Here is a 22375-nt window from a genome sequence, read left to right on the forward strand (position 1 = left end):
CGTGAATCCAATTTCGTCGTAGACTGCCGTCAGGCCTGCGGATTTCCTTCACTCTGACCGAACCAGACTCAACCTTTAACGTAGCCATCTGGGGGGAGCCCACTGATGCAGCAGGCCTCTCTGACGCCGGTAGGGCGACCAGCTGACAGTCAATAATACCATCAGCTGGTCACACAGGAATCATCTTGTCGAAGGTCACCAAAGCACAGGGCAGTAAAATTAGTCAGGACTTGAAGCGGTTTCCTTTGCTTTCTCGATTTCAACTGCCAGGCGTTTGGCTTTTGCCAGTGTTGGTTGTGACTTACCGAAAACAGCCTCCGCTTTCTTCACACTGGCCCCTGGACGCCTGAAGAACTGTGCCACCTGTAGTGCATGGTCTTTTGCCCAATACCGACGGGAAGGCTGGCTGATAGCTTTACCTAATGCATCAATACCATGATGCTCTTTCGCATACTTCAATGCTTTACGAATCGTAGGCATTGTCTTCTTGAAATGATCCACAGTTTCTTCCATGGAAGCTTCATTATCCAGCCTGTATTCCGCGACTTCACGTGCATGTGCGGCTGACCAGCAGGGAGGTCGATCCGGTATGTGAAAGACGTCTTCTGTAAACCATTCGTCTCCCAGTTGTGAATAACGGTGGCGGTCGACGGCAAAGTCGTTCACGAAGTCCGCGACATCGTCGTCTTCAAAATGATCGCCCAGATTACGCCTGGTACGCCGTCGTCCCTTATTCCTGATTGACTCAGTTCCAGTATCCTGACTGTCAGAAACGTCAACATCTGGTCTAGCGAGAAGGTGAAGCATCTCTTCCGGATTTGCCAGCGCACCAAGCCGGCACATGCGAACAACAACTTTACCGGCATCATTACAGTAGATCCCTTCAATGTGTTGCGATAAAGCGACGTTCATCGCTGATGCATGATCGCCTTCCAACAATTTAGCGAGACTATCCAGCCTCTCTGCTATCGCTACTGGATCTAATGCTTCCCGAGTTTTCGAACTTGCTGATTCCAGTTCAGAAATCCTGTTCTCGATCTCGTATCCCTGTTTAACCGCATCGGCGATATCCTGCTCCAATGCAGATCGGGTTTCGGGGGCCAGATCGGGATTTCCCAGAGAACGTTGCCATCCTTGTCGCAGTCGTTCAAGCTGCTTCAACTCAGACTGCAGGGTACTGATTTTCAACGATAACTCAGGGCAGTCCTCTTCGAACTGCTTTTGAATTAATTTCGCTAACTCGTTAAATTCAGTTGATTCAATTAATTTTGATTTATGATTCATCAGTCGAATCCTTTCACTTTCGATTTTAGAGGGGGTGACGGTGATTTACCGTCCCCCCATTTCAAGAAAAAATAACTGCAGGTTTTATTGAGGGAACAGCCTGTCCTTCACGAGTTGAATTACGGTTTCCCTCAGCCAGGATTCAGGAACCCGACGATCGTTGTCGCAGGCTCCAGAACGATAACCTGGACAACCGTAGGAAGCATAATTTCGAACCTCACCGGCTTTGGTCGTATAAGCAGAACTGGCCGATGAAACCATGGCTCGTCCGCAGGAAGAGCAGACGACCAGTCCAGATAGCGGGTACTTCAGCGCCACTCCGCGGGGGCGGAGCCCAGAATGATCGGCATCCGGATCAGGGGCTGTCACTCTTCGGCGACGTGACTCAATCATCTGCATCGATTGCTGCCATAATTCTTTCGAAATGATGGGTTCGCAGAACTCCGAGTTTACTACCCATTCTTCCTCTGGAATGCTCTGCTTGACTCTTACGTCATCCTCAATCCCTGTACAGTTTTTACCCCAGACCATTTCACCATAATACAGTTCATTGCGAAGTATGCTGGCGACTGTGGCTTCCGTGAAAGGTTTCAGATGACTCGGAATATCCGGATGGCTATTGAGTTTTTTACAGATGCGGACGGGACCAAAGTTTTCCTGTGCAGATAAGGTAAAAATAAACTCGACAATCCACTTCAACTCCGGGATCGGTACCAGAATCCGGTGATCCAATTCTTCATCACCATGTCGGATCACCATGACATTCTTCAGATAGAATCCGAATGGTGGAGAACTACCGGGCCATTTCCCTTCTCGAATGGCGTCTTTTTTACCGCGTAAGACATTATGTGCTTTAGTTCGACATTCTTCAGACGCACGATAAGCCTCCATGAATGACAATGCCCGACCTGACACGCTATTCGGATCTGCAAATTGACTATCTGCTGTTAAGACAAGCGTTCCTGCCTTGAGCAACATACGACGAATCTCAGCGTTGTTTTCAGAGCGAGACAGTCGTTCGAAGGTGTCAACAAGAACATAATCAGCCCGTAGAACGCCTGACTTTAGCTCCCGAAGCATCTTTTGAAATCCTGGTCGCTTACGAAAGTAACGACCCGAGATGGCATCGTCCCGATACACGGCGACTACCTGCCAGTTCAGCCCCAAACGTTTTAGTGTGTCCTTAATCGTAGTGATCTGTTGTTCCGGACTTCTTGGGTTTTGCTTGCTACTCGACATTCGAGCATAAATGACTACATGAGGGTTTGGGTTCAAACCAAACTTAGTTTTTAACATGAAAATCCTCCAGAATCGATTGGGGATTTTGGTATTTGATTTCTATGATGTCGTCTTCGAAACAAATACCGTAAGTTGAGAACAGTCCCTCTGAAGGCACTGATCTGAACCACGTCAGACGCCTAATAGGCATGTGCGCAGCATTTTTTCTTCAAAGTAATTTCAGTTTGAACCTGACAGGCAGAAAACCCCTTAAGTTCCTAAAATAAAACTGGTTACCGTCTGTTCTTCAAATCTTCGAAGATTACTTTTGCGATCAACTGCAGCATTTTTTTGCGTCGTTTCTCACGAATTAACTGAATGACGATTTGAAGTTGTTTCGGGGGAAGTTCACTGAGAGGACTGAAGTCGCCCTCAGCTACCAGATGAGAAATTTGATTCAATCGCTCCCTAGAGTCTGCCCCTGTAAACTCATGGCCACATCCCTTGCGGCTGGGTTGCATTTTCTTATTCACTCTCTCACGTTCAGCCATTGGCACCTCCTTTTGAAATGAGACCTGTGATTTTGTCACTTTTTTTATTGTTCTGAAGTTTTATAGCTGCCTCCCCCCTGATGCCCCAATCACATTCTGGGACAACGCCAGCGATGAGAATTCTCCTGTTCCCTCTGTTCAGCATGTCTGTAGAAGCTGTCTCACTTCATCTTTAGAGTTGAAACGGTAAACACATAAGCGAGTAAGAGAGGAGAGCCCAGACGAGCAGACAGACTCAATCAGCGTTGCCATAAGGTCACCAGAAAGTGATGTTGAGTTCGATGGCAGCAGGGGAAGCCGAGAAGTTACAATAAGCTAAAAGGCTTAAAGCTGGAGATAGGGAGCCGGAAACCTGCCTGGATAGGTGAACTCAGTTCCGTTCGTGATTTTCAGGAATCATCCGAACTTTACAGTGACACCAGGACTGCCTGGACAATGTATTCTTTTATTGGCATTCATTTCTTGTCCGGACTTTTGGAAGCTCTCTACATCTCGAGGTGTGATGTTGTCACGGACAGTTTCTGGATAGAAAGGAAAGGCAGTGGCCGCCGAAAGTAACTTTGTCAGGTTTTCGTTGCTCCATCCACCACTTCGATCGTTAAATCGTCTTCAGTCCTTGTAATTCTCTACGTCAGATGAATCAACTAAATAATTTTTAAAGTCTACAGGATCGATTTTCATACTTGTTTTCTGCCCACAACTTCGGCAGCGAAGATGAACTGTACCTTGATTACCAGTAGATAAAGGATCATGATACTCCAGAAGACCGGCACACTCTTTACAAAAAATACTTCGTCTAGCAAGATAGTCTTCAACACTCTCTGCCACTGATAAGTCACTCGTAATACTCGCGTTTTGTTTAACTTTGGGAGTATCTACTAGTTCATTTTTACCTCGAGATTCATCCCACTTTTGGTGTGACTGTTTGTATTCATTTGCAGCAATCAATATTATTAATACAACTTCCCAGTATTCTTTGGAATTTGCTACTTGATTAAGCTCACTCAGGTGTTGATGTTCGGGATGCCCGACCCAATTACCAATCACGGACAATGCTGCCGGATCATTCAGGACAAAGGCTGATAATGGATGCAGAGAGAGCACTTGGCCCCAGAATATTTGAGATATTTTTCCCTCAATCAACCCGGGCTGATTCTGATGGTGCCACATTCGCATGAATCGAGTCGACAGTTTGTTTAAGCCCAGTTCCTTTTCTAAGCTAGGTAAAATAAAAGCCCAAGCACTCGCATAACATCGATAGAAAGCTGCTTTGCATTCATAAGAAAACATATTGAGAAATAATCGAGACTCTGCATTGCTCCCTCGTTTTCGATGTTTTGAAATTTTCTGGCTCAACTCGCACTGTATGTATTCTTGTAGCACTTGTCGGCCGCCGATTCGAAATTCATTCAAAGGTTCTTTTATCCAACTCTCAAATATCTCAGCAAAATGAGGACCATCATTTTCTTCAGGTTGATCGCCAAGAAATAGCTGCTTCAGTTCATTCTGAACCTCAAGCACATTGCGTGACTCAATAATTTGTCGGAGTCGCAAGTATTCTTCTTCAGGGAGTCTGTGTTCTCTCTCACCAGATTTTTGTGAACCATGTGGTAGAGGCGAATCAGATTTATGTTGCTGATTAACTGATTTGTGAAGATGAGCATCGAGAAATACATTCTGCATTGCTCTTGATGTATTGATCAGTGAATAGATCTCAGCAAGAACAAGATTCTCGTGATTATAAATGTCGTCTGCCTCGTTTGCTTCTTCAGCACAACCCCACCAGAAATCGATACATGATCGAAAATTGGAACCGCCTGATCCACTTCGAAACTTGCGACCGTCCATCCAGTAATATTCACCTTGCCTGGCGCCCCCAAAATTAAGTTCGCGATGGCATAATTCAAAAGTAAACGTCCTATGATTTTTGGAGATTTCCATTTTTTGAATACGCGACATTTGCAGTACCTGTTTCATTTATGCTTGATAAACATAAATAGAGATTATTTAAACACTTGTGTGATAAAGAATGCCCATTGCGCACATGCCTAAAGGGAAACTGAACCCTTTTGTGCGAGGTGCGTAATGAACAAAAAAGCATTTTATCATAAATCAAAAAATTGTTGGAACCAATATCGTGAAAAACATCGCTGGATTCGTATCGAGAAATTCCCGGACGGGATAGAACCGCCTCAAAAAGTACGTATCTACAGACAAAACGACTACTTTCGGCTTCAGTTCTGGGACCCAGCTGCGAAAAAGAACCTCACAGAACGGGTCGACGGTGACCTGGTGACCGCAATCTTTCGTGCCCGGGAAATTGAGGAACGACTCAAACACTTTCGCTCATCCGGTTTAGGGCGTGGTAAACTGAAGCACCAGAATCTACTGGAGCTTTATCAAAGTCACTTACAACGTCGAGCCGATGCCGGTGAAATCGATCCCAAAACGGTCAGAAGATACGCGTCAGCATTAGAACATTATCGCTGTTTTGTGGATCAACCACTGATATCAACGACATGTCCATCAGCCACTAACGTCAATCGAGAATTAGTCTTACAGTTTCAATCGCATCTGAAAAACCTGCAGATTTCTTCAAACGGGCACCCTAATACAGAGAAACATACCATGGTTTCTTCTGATTATGTTCTCGATGTTGTCCGGGGAATGTATATCTGGGCGGCGGACCCTGATCGTGGAAACTTAATGCCTTCAGGATTCCGAAATCCTTTCCAGGGAAAGTTCAGACAAACTGAGTCAGTCGCACCGGACTTGTTTGGTGAGCCCGACATCACAGTCCCCATGGCAGTGGAATTTCTGAAAACATGTGACAGCTATCAGCTTCAACTGTTCGCCCTGTTGATATTTTATGGCCTGAGGGCTTCCGAACCCTGTTTTCTTTTCCGGGATAACCTGACCTCAGATGGCTGGTTGAAAGTGGTCTGCCTGCCCCAGATCAGTTACAGGACCAAGGGGAGGCGGGATAAGCGGTTACCTTTGCTGGAGCCTATTCGGATATTATTTGAGAAGCAACCCCGCCACACGGAAGCAGGGCTGTTACTTCACCGCCGTAGCGTGTGGGAAGGAATTGAAAAATCACCTTTGGTGAGTTATTCCCTGGATGAGATCACCAAGGAGTATACCCGTCGTTGTAGAAAAAGCACGAATCTTAGTGCAGAGCAGGGGATACAGATTCGAGATCAGCTACTCCAGGAAGCGGGTGGACTGAAATACGATCATATTGAAAACGAATTTCATCGCCTGGCTGACCAGTTATCCTGGCCAGCCGAGGCGACGCTTAAAGATTTTCGCCATCTGTTCAGCACAGCTATGATGAACGCCGGGATGCCAGAATACTACCGTAAATACTTGATGGGCCATGCCGTCAGCAAGTCTGCAATCAGCACTTACACCCACCTGGACCAGTTACGGGAACATTATCTGGAAGCCGCTCAAAGACAGTTCCTGCCCTTGATCGAAGTTTTCACCAGGCGCAGTAATGAGCTGGTTTCAGCAGCTTAAAGTCACTTGACCGGTAGAGAGTGGAGTTCACTCAGGAGCGAGAACCAGTTCGCTCGCCAGCAGGTTCAGGCTCAGATCCCTGTCAACCGGCAGGCAACGCAGGAAGCGGCTGAACTGGTGCAGCATTAGTCCTGCCGCAATATTGGCCGTGTAGATCGTACTCTGGGCAGTACAGGCACCGGTGTGAGCCTCCGACTGATCAAACAGCGTGGATTCATAATCGTCCCGCATCTCTGGAGGGGAGATCGCCAACACCCGGATCAATTCTCCCAGCATCCGACCATCAACAAAGAACTCACATTTCGCTGATATGGCACGCCAGATTGCTTCCCGTGCGGAAATGGAATCCACACAGCAGAAGATTACGCTGCCCGTATTGTGCCGCGGACGAAAACGGTCCTGTAGCTCCGTGATACTGATTTCAGGAGCCAGACTTTCAGCAGCCTCTCGCGTCGCAGTCGTCTTGTACTTGCCCAGATCTGCCACCTGGTACCCTTGAGTCGTGATATTGGTCAACTCGACCTGATCAAAATCGATCAACTGAAGCCGTGGAACCCCGATCGCCGTTAGTTGCAGTGCTACCTGTCGGCCGATTGCTCCCACACCGATCACAGTCGCCGAAACCTGAGAAAGTCTCTCTGGGGGAACCAGGTCACTCTGTCTCTGAAAACGATTTACCGTTGTATTTGTCACTTCAAGTCTCCTTCCAAATCAGGTTCATCGAAAAACCAGTCCGCATCCCAGTCAAAACCGGAGAACGACGATAAGGGCCTGCCGGGTTGGCATTGCTCGGGATGCACGTTCGTTAAATATTCTTGTTCCCAGCATTCGGGATTACAGCCTGGAAAAGGCTCTGAATAATCCAGCCGGACAGGAATTTCACATTCAAACGCGGGGCCGGTATTCATGCGCAGGCGGGCATAAGACCTTCCCTGCCGGGCCAGGATGAACATCACGGCCCAGTCGGATCGACCGAAGACGCGCTCGAAAGTTTCTTCATCAGTTGGACTGGGTTCCGGACACTCTCCCGGATGGGTGTGTATCCAGATCCGGCCAAACTGCTCAGGACGGAGGCCGGCATCGACCTGATCGTCAAAGAAATTCGCGACTGATTCGTCGTCGAAGGTAACATGGACCAGAGAGCAGGTCTGTTTCACCAGTTGCAGGTCCTGGACAAGTAGCAGATCCGTCGAGGCAGTGATTCCAAAGCCGCCGACTTCCGTGTTCCCATAATCACGCAAAAACAGCAATTTGGCCCAGGCGGTCGGACTAAAGCGGAGTGCCGGCAGGGGTGACCGTCTCCGGCGACGTGATATCCTGGTCCGGTTCGTACGTTTCTTCATCTTCCTGTGTTTCACAGATGGGGCACCTTTCTTCATTATCGAGGCAATTTGAGCAACAGCTGGAACCACAGAGTCCACACTCTTTCAGGCAGGATTCGCAACAGTCATCTCGGCAGATTTCACAGCGGGTCGAGCAGTCGTGGCAAAGTGAGGAGCTACAGTCGGCACAGCCATTGGCACATTGCCGGCACAAGCGGTTTTCGCAGTTGCTACAGTGGGTTTGTTCTTCGGTTGTTACAACGTCCGCACATTCACTGCATTCTGCACTGTGCCAATCGCTGAGGGCGACGTAAGGACTATCCGGGTTGTAAGTGCGTAACAGACGCGACACCAGCATGAAAAAATCCAGCAGCCGTCCCTGTTCCAGAGCACGTCTGATGGGCACACGGGCGTCCCCTTCACAGACGTTGTCAGACTGCACGTGCGGATGCGTGACCGCATCATCGGTGATCGGCGGCTGCGGATCTTGAGCAAACACTTGATAGTGAAAGGGTGAGTCTGAGTTCTGGTCTGCCAGTTCCAGACGAATCTCAAACGCTCCCAGAGAGACACCTTCCAGCACAATTGGCTCTGTCACCACCGAAATCGTCTTGTTCTTGAGGTCGATGGAATATTCACCAAACTCTTCGTCCAGGGCCAGCAGGTCTTCGTAGATGGTGTGTACCGCAGGTAAGGGCTTTTCAGCAATGGCTGACTCCAGTTCCTTCTGCAACGCCACTAGTTGCCGCGTCAGCTGAAACACCTCTGTGGTCAGTTCCCGTTCTACCTTGGTGGCCACATGAAACCAGCCTCTTTGCTGGGCCTGCTGTCGCATGCGGACCAACCGCAGGCAGTTTAACCAGGCCACTTCCGGTAGCCTAGTGTTTGTCTCACTTCCCAGTGAGCTGAGTTGTTGCTCAACGAGACTGGCCATCCGCCAGACCTTTTTGAGGCTCTGTTTCATAGTTCGTTTACTCCCACTAATAGAAAACAGGCTGCCGGGACTTTGATCCCGGCAGCCTGTCAATGACCGAATATTTCACGACTGGAACGGTTATATTTTCGCCCCCTCAATCTTCGTCGGAGTTATGGAAATCCGATCCCCGTCCTGTAACCTCTGATCGGGAGGGCAGGGCTGGCGATTGACTCGGATCAAATAGTTCGAAGCGTTCGCATTCGCCATGCGCTGTTCGAACAGTTGAGCGACCGTGGTCCCCGTGGCGACTTCGATGTAGTCCGCGAATCCACCACCATCGTTGTTAATCAATAAAACTTTCATAGAATTCCTTTCTGGAATTGATTTGGAGAGCTAATAAAAAGAAGTGTTACTTTAACCAAGAAGCTTTCGTTTGCGACGTCGTTTTCTGCGCCGACTTTTTATGGAACGGCGTCCCCGTTGCCGTCCACTGTGGAGCATCTGCAGTCGATTTGATTGGAAGGGACCTGCTGCCTGGCTGAAGCAGCGAATGGTCTCGAGATCACACCCACGACGGTACATGATTTAATCCTTCCGTCTGTGGGCTCAGCCTGTGGTTGTCCAGTTCGTCCCAGTCGATGACCAGCGGGCCCGACATCTCCGAATTCGGATCAACGGTTTCCTGGGGCTCCGACAATAAAAAGCCCAGGCGTTTGACAGTGGAAATTGTCTCACCGGTAGCCAGGGCAACGGCCCGATTCAAGTCTGTCTGTTTCATCTAATGTCTCCTAAAACGAGGGTTTAATAAAAAAGCCCCGGCTCTGCAGAGACAATTCTGCATGACCGGGGCACTGTGCGGGGAAGTTACATGTTCAAGAGTTGGGAGTGAGCCAGTGCTGCTCCAGCCAGTCAACTTCTGACTGCAGAGCCGCACTCCGTTGTGCGAACGGCCCCAGTCGAGGTCCCTGGACGGCGGAGAGATCGACGATCCACTGACCAGCCGCATTCGGTTCCACAAACGAGCCGCGTGAGATGTGCAGTGGACCGAGGGCAGCTAGGTCGATGGCTTCCGCGTAAATACAGCGGACTTGCCCTTCAGCAGTGATGATGAGTTGCATGTGACCTCCTCACTTCGGAGTCCGTATGATCTGACGCCGCGGCCGGTCAACCAGCAGACCATCCAGGGCAGCCTGGACGCTAGACAGATCGGATGCGACCTGCTGCCGGAGGGCGTTCCGCTTTCTCAGTTCCTGGGGCTGCATCCCTTCCACAATGTTTTGACACTGGGAGACGAGCGCATCCAGTTGTTCGTTGGATCGCACATTCAATGACCGGAAACGTTCAAAGAATTCGTGCAGGTTTCCAATGGCCGAATCCCGGAAGACCTTAGGACGGCCGTCGGCGTGTCCGCTCAGGCGATCCGTGAGATGAGACACCAGCTTGGACAACTCATCCAGAAAGGCATCTTCCGCCAGCCGGACCGCCTCTTCGAATCGCGATTGTACGCGCTGGCACTCCTGTTCGTAGAGTTCAGGGTTGAGTTGCCTGAGATAATTCGGTGGTTCGATACTGGGGAATTCCCAGGCCACTTCAAACAGCCCCACCAGCGTTGCGGGATAATCGTCGTCATTGAACAGACTTCCCAGTCGCTCCCGAGCCGCTGATTTCATGGACAGGTATTGTTCATCCAGTTCCGCGACCGCCTCGGCCAGTTCTTCCGTAAACCGATGCATCTGCTCCTGGAAAGCGTTCAGTGCATCCTGTCGCAATAAGCGGATGCCTGATTCCGGAAAAGGCAGACTGACCGAGGTCCAGTATTTCCGTACCTGGTTACGAACGGCACTTACGGCCCGAAAACGGGGATGACCCGTATCCAGCAGTTTCTTGCCGGCACTCAGGAACGCCCCTTCCGCACCAAACGATTCGGCGGCCTGGGCTTTCTGGTCGCGAGTGAGGGACTTCCGGGTCCCAAACCATTCAAAACTGACCCGCGTGGCACACATTGTTGCCCTGAGACGATTGATCGGATCGTGGCGGGTCTCAACTTCTTCTTCAATCGTAGCCATAGTCATCGTTTCTCCTTGATTAGAGTCAGGTTTAGTTTCTGCGGGGATCGCGGGAGAGTTTTCGTTCCGCTCGGCCTTCCGATCGCTCTCCGTGGACAAAGACGCCCGGCTGCTCTGCAGACAGGCAACGGTTGCTGGCCCAACGTCTGAGACGGGCCACCGATTCCGCGGCTGTGACAGCCACGGGGACCACGTTCTCAGCAGCCTTGGTTAACGGGACATCCAGCAGGGCCGCAAGACGACAGCAGGCCCGGATTTCGGAACCGGTCCAGTGCCGGTCTTCGGGCTGCTTCTGGTCCTCGGTAAGCCCATACTGTTCCCGGTAGATGTTCCAGATCGCCTGCTTCTGACCATCCCCCGGCAGATCCAGAAAGAAGAGGCCGTCAAAACGTTCGGCCCGGATCAGTTCCGGAGGAAGTTTTGAGATGTCGTTGGCGGTGCAGACCACAAATACATCTGAAGTATGATCGTTGAGCCAACTGAGCAGCGATCCCAGCATACGCGTGGAGACACCGCTGTCGGACTGTCCGGACGAGGATGCCCCACTCAGGCCTTTTTCAACTTCGTCGATAAACAGAACGGCCGGCTGCATCGCATCCACGATCCGGAGGGCTCGCCGTGTTCGCTCTTCCGTCTGGCCTACGAGTGAACCCATCAGTGCTCCAACGTCAAGAGTCAGTGTGGCCCGCCCGGTCTCCCTTCCCAGGGCTTTAGCGAAGGCACTTTTACCGGTACCGGGGACGCCCAGCAGCAGCACACCTCGTGGACGCACATGAGACGATTCCTGAGTCCTGGGACGCAGCGCACGTCGGCAAAAGGCCTTGAGCGATTCCAGGCCGCCCAGGTCATCAAATGACTCAGAACCGCGATGAAGCGTTAACAGTCCGCTTTTCAGCAGCGTCTGAGCCTTTAGCTCCAGCACGACCGAGACATCAATGCGTCCGTGCCGTACCAGGGAGAGGCTGAAGGCTCCCTCTGCCTCGTAGCGAGTCAGGCCGCAGGCGGCGTCCAGGACACATTCCAGTTCCGGTCCCTCAGGCAATTCGCCGGCTTCTGTGGCAATGCTGCGAGCGATCTCTTCCAGCTGGCTCCGGTCAGGGAGATCGTGTTCCAGGCAGACGAACAGTTTTTCCAGCTCAGTGGGAATCTGGACCAGGCTGGACAGGACGATCACGAAGGTCCGGGTCTGCTTGCCCAGACTGATTTGTTGCGTCAATGCCTGGATGATTTCCGGGGAATTGATGAACCGATGGAAATTCTTGAGGACGAGCAGTGTGGGGCGATCTGGCTCGGTCTGGCTGTTCAGACTGTGGATGGCTGCCAGGGGATCGGGATACGACGTGTCGCTTTCTCCAACGACCTCTGTTCCCTGCAGCCCCCGGTCGATGTCCCAGGAGAGCAGGCCCCAGTCTTCACTGTGGCAGAGCCGGGTGATCTCTAGCAGTGCCTCGTCATGTTCATGGCTCTGAATCCAGATGCCGGTAAAGCAGGCGCGTACGTTCTCCGCCAGTCGTTCGTTTAATAACATAAGTGTTCCCTTGTTTGTTTGAATAATTAAGAATGTGTGAGGTGTGCTTAAGCGGTCTCAGCCAGCTGTGCAATCGTCTCCAGCCAGGAGATGATTTCCCCGTCTGGATCACGTTCCTGCAATAGGGGAACTGTCATCTGTTCGACCGCGCTGGTGTTTAGCCAGTGCTTGGCCCGATTCCTAAGCTTGACCCGCGGTCGATGATCGAGCAGTTCCCAGCAATAGTCATTATGCCGGCTGTCGAATACTTTCTGTGCCACCTCCGACGCCACGCAATCTTGGTCTCCGAATGTGGGAGTGATGTCGGCCACGGCCTCTATGGCACGGGGATGCAGGTAGTTTTCCAGGCTCCGTTTCTGAGTCAGCACGGCACGACAGCGAGGTCGGCGGTTGATCTGAGCAATCAGCATTTCCCGCTGTTCCGACTCAGGGGGCCTCTCCGCGTCATAGATATGAAATTCTGCAAGCTGAAGCGGTGCCAGTCGCTTGATCCAGGCCCGGGGATGGCCACCGATCGGGAAAAAGATGAGTTGCCTGTTGCCTTCCATGGCAGCCAAATCAGGGAGTGCAGGTTGCTCAGCATGGAGCAGCGTCGAGATGCGTGTCAAGAATTCGATATCATGCGTCCCTTCGACGACCACCAGGACACGTACGGTCTGGGGATCTTGCAGAATCCGCTCAGGTAATTCCTGTATGTGTTGTGAAGTGAAAACTAATTCTCCTCTCTTAATTCATTAGGTTGCTGTTGAACCGTCTGATGGTATTCGGCGGTCAGCTGTTCCGAAGAAACTGTTCCCAGGGCTGATTCCAGAAACCGGCTGGCGTCTCGGCAGCGAGAGCCGGTAAAGCCGCGTGTTTCGATCCGGGACTGACCGTCGGTAGAGATAATGATTTCAATGGTTTGCATGGCCCTCTCCGATCTGAATAGTGAGTTTGATGGAACCGTCGCTGAGTCGGTTTTCCAGGACGGAATGTCCCTTACGCCTGGCTTCCAGACGACATTTTTCCACGCTATAGGATTGAAGCAGCCGATTGAGATGAGTCGGCTCACCCCAACGGCCTTCAAAGTTGTCGTAACGGACCTGCCTCTGTTCTACGTCGAAGACGACGGGATACCGCCAGTCGGGGAGACGGACCGCGTAACCAGTAGCTTCCCCACTAAACAGCGGGACGGTTTCATGAACGGGCTCTCCCAGTTCGAGACGACGGCAGGCCAGTCCCAGGGCTTCAGCATCGCGGACCTCGGTCTGGATCGTGACAATATGTGACATATCATGTGTTCCTTTCTGTAGGATGAGTGGAATCGGGCTTCTGCGGGAAATCCGTCAGCCGTGGTTGGTCTGGATCTGTGTTTGCAGGTGGCATCAGCCGCGGTTCGGATGAGATTAGGTCTTCCAGCAGCAGTTCCGTCATTTGTTGATCGTCTGCGGGTTCGATTTTCTGACTGAGCAGCAACCAGCAGATCAACAGGGGCAGCAGGCTGACGACCACCATGGCCACCCTGGTAATTGCAGCGGCAATAATCGGATCACGATTACGGGTGTCAGCGATTTCGCGACGTTCCGCCTCCAACTGGTCCCGCTGGTGTCCGATTTCGTTTCGTTCGGTCTGCATTTCGTGCTGCAGAGTGACCATCTCCTGCCGGGACCTGGCATCCGCTTCCACCAGTTCCCGTGAACCAGAGGCGACTTCCTGCTGAAGTTCCGCCATCCGCTGGTTTTGCTCAGCCTGGCGTTCCAATTGCTGTGTGGCCAGTTCGGCCACGCGGCTGTTTTCGTCGGAACTACAACCGGCTGCGGTCAGCAGGATCAGTGTCAGTATGATTGGCAGAGTCGGTTTTTCCATGTGCCCTCCAGCGTTGAATCAGGTGTTTGAGAATTCCCTGCAGCGCCAGTCGTAACCGCCGTTCCTTGATGAAAGCGACGACAGTCAGCAATAGAGCGACAGAGACGAACGTTAAAACCATGTATTCCAAGCAAGGCTCCTTTCTATTGAGGATGCGTAAAAACAAAATGCCCCGCATTTATGTGCAATGCGGGGCGTTTTTACTGATGACGAGTTTGAAAGAAGATCGACTGCGATCAATGATAGGTAAGCGTTTCCCTCATGTATCATGCCACGTTTTAGGCCAAAATTTAGATGATGGGACGCGCCTGATATCTAATTTTTCCAGCTTGTCATTTCTCCTGGCTTCTTTTCTTTTTCTTCAAATATTATGACGCGTTTTTCGCCAGAATTAAGGTCGACGATGCTCTCACAGTTCTGAGGAGATGAATTGAAAGCTGTTCTGGGCAACTATTTGCTGAAGAGAAGCACTTGAAATCCCCAGAAAAGAAATACAGCTCCAAGAACGATCACAAACAGACCTGCAATTCTGTTTTCCACTGGGCTATGATGCGGGTTACCTCTGGAATCATGTGCTGTCCCGGTCAGCAACGTATAACAGCCGATTAAAACCACGGCGAAGCCACCGATGATCATCGAATAAGGCCTAATAATGTAGAACCTGTGACCATATGGTACCAATGATAGTGCATTGACTGTAATCCATGATAAGAATGCCACTCCCGCCAGAAAGTTCCAGCCAGGCAAAGGGGGAATAGTGCTGCGTTCGTCGGCAGGGTCTGTTTTTTCAGGAACAAAGTCGGGAAATAATCCGATCTCGTATGCCTGATATTTCCGGCCATCCTCATGAATGACCTCTGTTTCCGGCTGGATGTAGTCCAGCTCGACATAATCCCAGAGTTCATTATAAGAGTAAGGGCCTGCAAGCAGGCCCTGATCATCAAACCGCCACTCTGTGGCTTTCCGGTTTTCGGGGACTGGATATTCTGTCACGTGGGGCGTTCTCCTTGCTGTTAAGGTTAACCAATCAATATTTCCTATTTATGCTGGGGCTTCAGGACAGGGGCAGAAATTGGGCGTTACGTCGCAGCCAGAAAAGTGTCGTGAGTAGAAACGCCCATTCGCACAATTCGACGATCACTTCAAAATAGTTAATTAACTCGACTGCCACGGTTTTTGAGGCAAAGTTGCTCTGGTCAGCCATCGCAATAATCCCAATCCCCCAGAGAGACAACAGTAGGTGGACCGCTGTTGCGATCACGATACTGAGGATAATGATATTCGGGCCTGAACGGCTTAACGCTCTAAGTCGAGCCCCACCTATGAACAATGAAATCGTCACCCCCAATGAAACAAGCATGCTGACAAACATCGCAAAAGCCTCAAGCCCCATCAGAGGATCTTTTTCGTCTAAAACAGTGCCGTAAGTCATTTGTGAGACGACATAAAAGCACCAGAGCCAAGGGGAGATCTGAAGCGTGTAGATACAGATCCAGTTTGCCATGGCGGGCAGTCTGGGATTCGTGATCAAGGGCTCAATGGGACAGCTTTCCACTGGGGGAGCCGGAGGAGATTGCAGAGTGGCTTCTTCAGATCCAGAGACGAAATCACTCCAGGCAGACAGTGGCTTCCATTCCTTCGAATCTGATGAGTAGGCAAAATCAGCCGAACTGATTTTGCTTGACTGCAAGGCATCTCTGATTTGCTGGTGAGACAGCGGGCCTTCCGCCATACCATTCTTCGCCAGCCACCACTGGCTCGGGGGACTTTCAGTTGTTTTGTTATTTTCTTCGTGCATAAAATCTACCAATCTTATCTAGCTGAAATATTTTTGTTTTTACGCTGTTGGGGTACTGCTTCTTCTGCTGTATTCCCTCTGATTCCAAAGACTGATTAGCAGCCGAATCTGGCCTTTTGCAGCCGAAACAATGAGAGAATGTCACAACAGCTGTCTGCCCGTTACCCGGCGATACGCGTTGACCTGTTGGACTAATTTACAGCGACTGAATGATACTTATAGTCCGTGGTTTTATCGTCGTTGTCAAGTATTAAATACTCGCATGGCAAAACGAGTAGATATACTGACGAGATTTGGACAGCGGGTCCGGGAACTGCGCAAAGAGCAAGGTTACTCGCAGGAGAATTTTGCCTACGCATGTGAGCTGGACCGGACCTATGTCGGCGGGATCGAACGGGGGGAACGGAATCTGTCCCTGCGAAATATTGAACGGATCGCAGAAACACTCGAGATCAGTCTGGCCGAGTTGATGGATGGGGTTTGAGAGAACTCAGGCTGCTGGATCAGTAAGCATGACGACTCCCAGACGGTCAGAAGCGTCTGCCATCGCCTGGCTGGCAGCCTCCGGAGTGTTAAACAAACGGAGAATTTTTACACTGGTCGCATCAGAACGGCACACAGCATAGCGTAGCCGTGCTACCAGCAACTGCTGGCGAAGTTCTTGGATGTCTGCTTTTCTCCATTTCGGGATGATCCTTGGGACGCCAGAATAGATAGCCAACATTTCTGGATCTTCGAGATCCATTTCTTCGTACCAGAACCGCAGGGCCGCTCTGATTAACATAATTTCTTGTTTCTGTAGCATAGATCTCCTTTCGTTGAATTCTATTTTGATTTCAAGTTGATGGGGATGGGTTGAAAAAGCATACCGAATTGGGGAGTCATGGGCGGCTCGCGATACCATTTTCTATGAACGCTATTTTTCAACATCAATAGTGAAAATACAGGGTTTGAACGCTTACCCAATAGATAATATCTCCCCTATGTATCATGCCACGTTTTGGGCCAAAATTTAGGTGTAATTGTGTGATTAGAGGGGGCAAAGCCGACAAATTGACTTGTTCTGAAGTAAAACGCGGTTAGGGTTGAATGCGATAGCCCAGGACTAGCGGATTACCGTAGTCCAACTGGTTGAAACACGTATTACTGGCACTTTTGCGCGGCCTCAGAGCTCTTATATTTTATAATCTGGGGCAATCCCGACTGAAATTTGAGTTTTGATTCACTGACACCGGCCGGGGAGTTGAGAGCGACTGTTCTGAGTGCAATCAGTAGTGCCCCAGCAAAACCGAATAAGACTTATTCGCTGCCTTAAACTGCGAATCGAGTCTCTCCTGGTTGCATTTAATATTGTGGTCCATGGTTGATAAACCAACGAACTGGACCAATTCTGCATTGCGCTCGAACGTATGGTGTGGCGACTGTCAACTGGTAATACATTGCCTGATTCTATCGTTAGCTGCTAGAATCGAAGTCCGAGATTGATAAGGAAACCATTATGCCCACTAAAAAACAGATTCAACCCGGCGAAAAAGTGCCGCTCAAACTGACAGCCGCCGAGCGGAAGCTGATCTTGGGTGATCTGCCGTGCGTCGAACAGGATTACGAGCAAATCATTCAGGAAACTCCTGTCGGCAAACCAGTAATGATCACCCTCGACGCCCTCAACGACTTCGGCGATTACATCGCTGCCGAGTTTAACCACTGCGACGACGAGAAGCAGCAAAAGAAACTCAATAACATCTTCGACAAGATTCAGCGCTTGCTTGACGCGTACACGGATGAAGAGTCTCCGCAGATTCTGAAGATTGAGGACGCATACAGGGAAAAAATGCTCTCAGATCAGATTGTGGAGATCGTAGATTTTGTGGGTACGACGTTCGTGGCTGCTGAGCAACTTCGCATTAAAACAAAGCCGCTCGAAAACTTCTGGTTGGAACCTGACCAACGAGATATGCTTTTACTGGTTCCTGGTCTGTCAAAGCGCATCAAGAACAAACTGGTGAAGGAAAAGCCCCTTACTGTGGTGGAAGTTGCCAACATGACATTATCACTGGCAGAGGATCTGCCGAATGGTGAGATACAGAATCAGGTTGCACTGCTGCTGGTGGCCAGTCATCTGATGGATCGGCTTGAAGAGGGAATCATGGCGAGAGCCGAACAACTGGAGAACATGGAGGCACAGTCCAGGCCGCAGACAAACCCGGATCTGCTCTATCAGTTCAAGGTCACCCTGCTCGGACTCGAACCCCAGATCTGGAGGCGAATTCAGATTCAGGACTGCACTCTCGATAAACTGCACGAACATATCCAGACCGCTATGGGCTGGGGCAACATGCACTTGCACCAGTTCGAGATTAAGGGGGAACGGTACGGTGACCCTGATCTCCTGGACGATGGTTTCGGTGATTTTGTTTGCTTCGACTCAACAGCCACAGTACTCAGTCAAATCCTCCCCAGGACTAAAAAGCGGTTTTCCTTCAAATACGAATATGACTTTGGAGATGGCTGGGAACATGAAGTCTTATTTGAGGGACAGCCTCCGCTGGAAAAGAACAGGAAGTACCCACTCTGTCTGGAAGGAGAACGGGCCTGCCCTCCCGAAGACATTGGCGGAGTTTGGGGCTATGCGGAATACCTGGAGGCTCTGGATGATCCCAAACATGAGCGGCACGAAGAGTTCAAGGACTGGATTGGTCCGTTTGATTCTCACAAATTCGATCCCAAACAGGCGACCAGGGACATGAAGAAGGGGCTACCGGAGTGGAGAGAAATGTGAGCTTACATTAATGTGCCTATTATCACACCGATCCCCCCCCCTGCCGATCTCGCGAGCTTCGACAGTCTTCTCAACCGGTCCGTGCGGATTGAATGAGTTGTGTATGCCCGGCCGTCGTTCTACGGTCCCGAGTCGGCACTCAAATAACTCGCAAGCAGGCATTCAATCCCCATAGTCGAAAACGCTCCTGCGGTTCAGTCCAATAGATCATATGCCGCGTGTTGAGTACCCCGGAAAACCACTCCACCTGAATGCTAACACGCTGCATATAATCCTATTTATTATGACACGATTTGGGCCAAAATTTAGGTTCTTGAACGAAATCGATACTTAGGTCGCTACTTCTTTGGTGATTGACATGGAGAATCAGTCAAATATGAAAGCCTGCTTTTTTAATTAGACCGTAAGCAGTTAAAAATATGGTTATCCACAGAGGAACAACAAACGACTCTACTCATTTACGAACTAAATTCCGGAAATGGTTCTATCTTGGTCTTGTCTTGAACAAGAAAATGTTGGATTAAATCTGCCGCAATATTTATTATGAAGCACTCTCAAATAAGGGGACTTATAATGAGCGAAGACTTCATTAAATTGACGAGACAGCAACTCTATGAGCGAGTTTGGACAGAGCCCATGTCGAAGCTTGCTCCCCAGTTTGGACTTTCAGATGTGGGTCTCAAAAAGATCTGTCGTAAGCATCAGATCCCTACACCTCCAATTGGGCATTGGGCAAAGATTGAATTTGGAAAATCATCTCCCCAGCCTGAACTTTCCCAGATCGATGAAGAAGATCTCCAGGAAATACGACTGTTCCGCAGGCAATTTGATAAACCCGCAACCAGTTCTGTCCCAGCACCGGATATTAAAGTAAATGAAAAGCTGGTCCGTCCTCATAAACTAGTTGATCTCTCCAGGCAAAGATTGAGAAACGCGGAACCAGGATACAGGGATCGTGGATTGCAACCCGTACATGGCGAAGAATGCCTGGGGATCACGGTTTCAAAGAAATCACTCACGCGAGCTTTACGTCTGCTGGATGCTTTAATCAAGTACTGGGAATCGACTGGCGGAACGGTATCTGCTGGAAAGCCGGGAACTAGGTTTTCGCGTGGCGAAGACATAGTAGAACTCTGCCTGACGGAGCAGACCCGTCGGCACGAAATCCCAAATCGCTATAGCTGTAGCTACCAATATGAAGCAACTGGAAAACTGACCTTCAATATTGACTCATGGGGAGATGGGCTCCGTAGAACCTGGTCGGATGGAAAGAAGCAACGTCTTGAGGATGTACTGGGAAAGGTGGCGTTGCAATTGGATGTCTGGCTCGATGACTTCCGTGTTCGGCGACTTGATAGAGAATGTGAGGAACGCCAAGAAAAGCAGGCCGCTGTAGTTCGTCAATCACGAAAAGAGTTTTCAAAAAAGGAAAAAGAACGACGTGAGAATCTTGATTCCTGTGTAGACAGGTGGTCCAAATCACAAAGAATCAAGACGTATTTGACTACCCTGGATGATGCCGTGGAAAGTGGCCGTATTGAATATGATGATGAACAGTTTCATAAATGGCGTGAATGGGCTCAGTGGTATGCGATTGAGTTGTGCCCTCTCACACCCAACCTGCCCGCCCCATCAATCCATCATGTCCCCCCACCGCAGAACACTCCTATACAGGAACTCGATCTGACCTCAGATGCACGTTCCTGTTTTGAACAAGCCAGGATCATGGATACTGATGAATTGGATTCGCTCACGAAGGAGGAACTAAGAGACCGCTGTGGGAAAGATATCTGGAGTCTGTATCGCGAGGCCACACGAATTCTGGAAGGGCTTGGCTATGATGTTAGCGATCGTAAGAACGGCTATTTCTAAGCTGGCTGATTGGGAATAATATCAACATGTAAGCCTTCGGACACCCTTTTATATAAAATCACTTGATTTCTTTAGTGGTTTTTCTAGCTATTCAATTCAAAAAATCACATCCTAGTAAGACCTAAGTCAATGAATACGAGAACAAATGGCAATTCTTGTACTCTGGCTCTTTTTCCTTTTATAACGGATTTTCTTTAAACTCAGTAGCAATACTAGAATAAAGAACCATTCAGTAATGAAGTTGGAACAAATCAAAAAAGAAGTTGAAATGGGAAAATCTGTTTATTGGAAAAATCACTCATACAAAGTGGTCTTAACCTCGAAAGGGGAGTGGTTCATTAAGTGCCTAATAAATAATCATTGTATTGGTTTAACTTGGGCTGACGGTGTCACCCTCAATGGCAATGAAGAAGATTTTTTCATGCCAGATGTAAATTAGTAGAAGTACCTAGGTGGAAGCCCATTAGTCAAAGCCTTGCAGGTAATAGCTAACAATCTGATGTGAATTAATTGAAGAGCTATAGGCCTGCTTTATTTCGCAAAGTTCTGGAGGCTGAGTATGGTCTTGGAGGAAATAGATGAGTAACAGGGGCACAAAAAAAAAGAAAACTGGCTCACTTTATTCATCAATAAGTGCAGTGGACTTGTTTTGTGGTGCCGGTGGCTTAACTTGTGGACTCGAAAAAGCAGGCATTTCTGTCAATCTTGGGATAGATATCGACCCAGCTTGTATATATCCATACTCCACTAACAATGATGCAGAATTTCTCTTGAAATCTGTCGATGATGTCAAAGCCTCAGATCTATCAAGTGCGTTTAAAAATGCCGACTTGAAACTTCTGGCTGGTTGTGCACCATGCCAGACATTTTCTTTATACAACCAAAAAGCTGACTCATCGGACGGACGTTGGTGGTTGCTGATGCAATTTTCACGTTTGATACGAGAAACCGCTCCGGAACTTGTAACAATGGAAAATGTTCCGGGGCTGATGGAACAGGATGTTTTTAAAAAATTTGTGGACGATTTAGAAAAACAAAAATATCACGTCAATTTTCAGATAGTGAATTGTGCCGAATACGGATTGCCACAACAGCGAATTCGTTTGGTTCTTTTGGCATCTAAACTGGGAACAATCAAATTACTCAATACAAAGGAGTTTAAGCGAAAGCCCAAGACCGTCAAAGAAGCCATTGGTAAATTGCCATCTATTGAGGCAGGCACAATTGATACTAAAGACCCTTTACATCAGAGTGCCAGCCTCTCAGAAATCAACTACAAGCGAATTCTCGCTTCAAAACCAGGTGGAACTTGGCGAGATTGGCCTAAGAAGCTTGTGGCCAGTTGTCACAGCAAAAAAAGTGGTAAGACCTATCCGAGTGTGTATGGTCGAATGAGTTGGGACGAACCTGCTCCAACTATTACTACTCAATTTTTCGGCTTCGGTAATGGTCGGTTTGGTCACCCAGAACAAAACAGGGCAATTTCGTTGCGTGAAGGTGCCGTACTGCAGAGTTTTCCCAAAAAATACAAATTTACGGCTCCTGGTGAGCCTATTAGTAAAAAAACACTGGGGCGTCTTATTGGTAATGCCGTCCCAGTAAAACTTGGGGAAGTCATTGGTAAAAGTATTTTGAAACATGTAACGGAATATGACGCATCCGTTTAGAAAATTT

Annotated in this window: 26 protein-coding genes; 6 read left to right on the forward strand and 20 right to left on the reverse strand. The window is 49.3% G+C overall.

All coding sequences use genetic code 11. The annotated features are described in order from the left end of the window. Positions 1 to 219: 219 nt before the first annotated feature. The 4 genes from HG66A1_RS25730 to HG66A1_RS25745 all read right to left on the reverse strand — a co-directional run bounded on the left by HG66A1_RS25730 (position 220) and on the right by HG66A1_RS25745 (position 5012). A complete protein-coding gene (locus HG66A1_RS25730; protein WP_145190981.1) occupies positions 220 to 1284 on the reverse strand; it encodes a hypothetical protein in 1065 nt (354 codons plus the stop codon). Positions 1285 to 1368: 84 nt separating this feature from the next. Beyond that, positions 1369 to 2580 (reverse strand): recombinase family protein, encoded by a 1212-nt coding sequence (locus HG66A1_RS25735; RefSeq protein ID WP_145190983.1) that lies wholly within the window; start codon positions 2578 to 2580, stop codon positions 1369 to 1371. Positions 2581 to 2795: 215 nt separating this feature from the next. After that, positions 2796 to 3053: a hypothetical protein gene (locus HG66A1_RS25740; protein WP_145190986.1), complete on the reverse strand. Its 258-nt coding sequence runs from the start codon at positions 3051 to 3053 to the stop codon at positions 2796 to 2798. A gap of 609 nt (positions 3054 to 3662) precedes the next feature. Then, positions 3663 to 5012, reverse strand: coding sequence for a hypothetical protein (locus HG66A1_RS25745; RefSeq protein WP_145190989.1), 1350 nt, complete (start codon positions 5010 to 5012; stop codon positions 3663 to 3665). 747 nt (positions 5013 to 5759) lie between these two features. Here HG66A1_RS25745 and HG66A1_RS32215 point away from each other — a divergent pair. Next, the gene (locus HG66A1_RS32215; protein ID WP_197996801.1) at positions 5760 to 6575 is read left to right on the forward strand and encodes a tyrosine-type recombinase/integrase; all 816 of its coding nucleotides are present in this window, start codon (positions 5760 to 5762) and stop codon (positions 6573 to 6575) included. Between the two features lie 27 nt (positions 6576 to 6602). Here HG66A1_RS32215 and HG66A1_RS25755 read toward each other — a convergent pair whose 3' ends face one another. The 15 genes from HG66A1_RS25755 to HG66A1_RS25820 form a co-directional block, all read right to left on the reverse strand. Then, positions 6603 to 7268: a ThiF family adenylyltransferase gene (locus HG66A1_RS25755; protein WP_145190996.1), complete on the reverse strand. Its 666-nt coding sequence runs from the start codon at positions 7266 to 7268 to the stop codon at positions 6603 to 6605. Continuing rightward, positions 7265 to 7918 (reverse strand): hypothetical protein, encoded by a 654-nt coding sequence (locus HG66A1_RS25760; RefSeq protein WP_145190998.1) that lies wholly within the window; start codon positions 7916 to 7918, stop codon positions 7265 to 7267. Before HG66A1_RS25760 ends, HG66A1_RS25755 begins: the two co-directional genes overlap by 4 nt. Then, entirely contained in the window at positions 7845 to 8861 is a 1017-nt protein-coding gene (locus HG66A1_RS25765; protein ID WP_145191001.1) for a hypothetical protein, read from the reverse strand. The genes HG66A1_RS25760 and HG66A1_RS25765 overlap by 74 nt, the downstream gene beginning before the upstream one ends. Positions 8862 to 8951: 90 nt before the next feature. Then, positions 8952 to 9176: a MoaD/ThiS family protein gene (locus tag HG66A1_RS25770; RefSeq protein WP_145191004.1), complete on the reverse strand. Its 225-nt coding sequence runs from the start codon at positions 9174 to 9176 to the stop codon at positions 8952 to 8954. Between the two features lie 199 nt (positions 9177 to 9375). After that, a complete protein-coding gene (locus HG66A1_RS25775) occupies positions 9376 to 9591 on the reverse strand; it encodes a hypothetical protein (protein WP_145191007.1) in 216 nt (71 codons plus the stop codon). A 94-nt stretch (positions 9592 to 9685) separates the two neighbouring features. Next, the gene (locus HG66A1_RS25780; RefSeq protein ID WP_145191010.1) at positions 9686 to 9931 is read right to left on the reverse strand and encodes a hypothetical protein; all 246 of its coding nucleotides are present in this window, start codon (positions 9929 to 9931) and stop codon (positions 9686 to 9688) included. A gap of 9 nt (positions 9932 to 9940) precedes the next feature. Continuing rightward, entirely contained in the window at positions 9941 to 10885 is a 945-nt protein-coding gene (locus HG66A1_RS25785) for a hypothetical protein (RefSeq protein WP_197996802.1), read from the reverse strand. 25 nt (positions 10886 to 10910) lie between these two features. Then, the gene (locus HG66A1_RS25790; protein ID WP_145191017.1) at positions 10911 to 12407 is read right to left on the reverse strand and encodes an AAA family ATPase; all 1497 of its coding nucleotides are present in this window, start codon (positions 12405 to 12407) and stop codon (positions 10911 to 10913) included. Between the two features lie 47 nt (positions 12408 to 12454). After that, positions 12455 to 13015 carry an ATP-dependent endonuclease gene (locus HG66A1_RS25795; RefSeq protein ID WP_145191020.1) on the reverse strand — a complete coding sequence of 187 codons (561 nt, stop codon included), beginning with the start codon at positions 13013 to 13015 and terminating at the stop codon, positions 12455 to 12457. Positions 13016 to 13119: 104 nt separating this feature from the next. Beyond that, entirely contained in the window at positions 13120 to 13314 is a 195-nt protein-coding gene (locus HG66A1_RS25800) for a DUF2997 domain-containing protein (RefSeq protein ID WP_145191023.1), read from the reverse strand. Beyond that, on the reverse strand, positions 13301 to 13678 hold the full coding sequence (locus tag HG66A1_RS25805; RefSeq protein WP_145191026.1) for a DUF1257 domain-containing protein: 378 nt from the start codon (positions 13676 to 13678) through the stop codon (positions 13301 to 13303). The genes HG66A1_RS25800 and HG66A1_RS25805 overlap by 14 nt, the downstream gene beginning before the upstream one ends. 1 nt (position 13679) lies before the next feature. After that, complete coding sequence (locus HG66A1_RS25810) at positions 13680 to 14252, reverse strand: hypothetical protein (RefSeq protein WP_145191029.1); 573 nt, start codon at positions 14250 to 14252, stop codon at positions 13680 to 13682. Further along, on the reverse strand, positions 14191 to 14382 hold the full coding sequence (locus HG66A1_RS32220; RefSeq protein WP_197996803.1) for a hypothetical protein: 192 nt from the start codon (positions 14380 to 14382) through the stop codon (positions 14191 to 14193). The genes HG66A1_RS25810 and HG66A1_RS32220 overlap by 62 nt, the downstream gene beginning before the upstream one ends. A 320-nt stretch (positions 14383 to 14702) precedes the next feature. Further along, positions 14703 to 15245 carry a hypothetical protein gene (locus HG66A1_RS25815; RefSeq protein WP_145191032.1) on the reverse strand — a complete coding sequence of 181 codons (543 nt, stop codon included), beginning with the start codon at positions 15243 to 15245 and terminating at the stop codon, positions 14703 to 14705. A 61-nt stretch (positions 15246 to 15306) separates the two neighbouring features. After that, entirely contained in the window at positions 15307 to 16050 is a 744-nt protein-coding gene (locus HG66A1_RS25820) for a GYF domain-containing protein (protein ID WP_145191035.1), read from the reverse strand. A 262-nt stretch (positions 16051 to 16312) separates the two neighbouring features. Between HG66A1_RS25820 and HG66A1_RS25825 the strand changes: the two genes are divergently transcribed. Then, positions 16313 to 16534, forward strand: a complete 222-nt coding sequence (locus HG66A1_RS25825; RefSeq protein WP_145191038.1) for a helix-turn-helix domain-containing protein — start codon at positions 16313 to 16315, stop codon at positions 16532 to 16534. Positions 16535 to 16540: 6 nt separating this feature from the next. Here the strand turns inward: HG66A1_RS25825 and HG66A1_RS25830 are convergent, their stop codons facing one another. Beyond that, complete coding sequence (locus tag HG66A1_RS25830) at positions 16541 to 16855, reverse strand: hypothetical protein (protein ID WP_145191041.1); 315 nt, start codon at positions 16853 to 16855, stop codon at positions 16541 to 16543. Between the two features lie 693 nt (positions 16856 to 17548). Between HG66A1_RS25830 and HG66A1_RS32225 the strand changes: the two genes are divergently transcribed. The 4 genes from HG66A1_RS32225 to HG66A1_RS25850 all read left to right on the forward strand — a co-directional run bounded on the left by HG66A1_RS32225 (position 17549) and on the right by HG66A1_RS25850 (position 22368). Then, on the forward strand, positions 17549 to 18829 hold the full coding sequence (locus HG66A1_RS32225) for a plasmid pRiA4b ORF-3 family protein (RefSeq protein WP_197996804.1): 1281 nt from the start codon (positions 17549 to 17551) through the stop codon (positions 18827 to 18829). Between the two features lie 573 nt (positions 18830 to 19402). Then, positions 19403 to 20701, forward strand: coding sequence for a hypothetical protein (locus tag HG66A1_RS25840; protein ID WP_145191044.1), 1299 nt, complete (start codon positions 19403 to 19405; stop codon positions 20699 to 20701). A 235-nt stretch (positions 20702 to 20936) separates the two neighbouring features. Continuing rightward, a complete protein-coding gene (locus HG66A1_RS25845) occupies positions 20937 to 21140 on the forward strand; it encodes a hypothetical protein (RefSeq protein ID WP_145191047.1) in 204 nt (67 codons plus the stop codon). 139 nt (positions 21141 to 21279) lie between these two features. Then, on the forward strand, positions 21280 to 22368 hold the full coding sequence (locus tag HG66A1_RS25850; RefSeq protein WP_145191050.1) for a DNA cytosine methyltransferase: 1089 nt from the start codon (positions 21280 to 21282) through the stop codon (positions 22366 to 22368). Positions 22369 to 22375: the final 7 nt, after the last annotated feature.

Origin of the sequence: Gimesia chilikensis (assembly GCF_007744075.1) — a bacterium.
In the GTDB taxonomy this organism is placed as follows: domain Bacteria; phylum Planctomycetota; class Planctomycetia; order Planctomycetales; family Planctomycetaceae; genus Gimesia; species Gimesia chilikensis_A.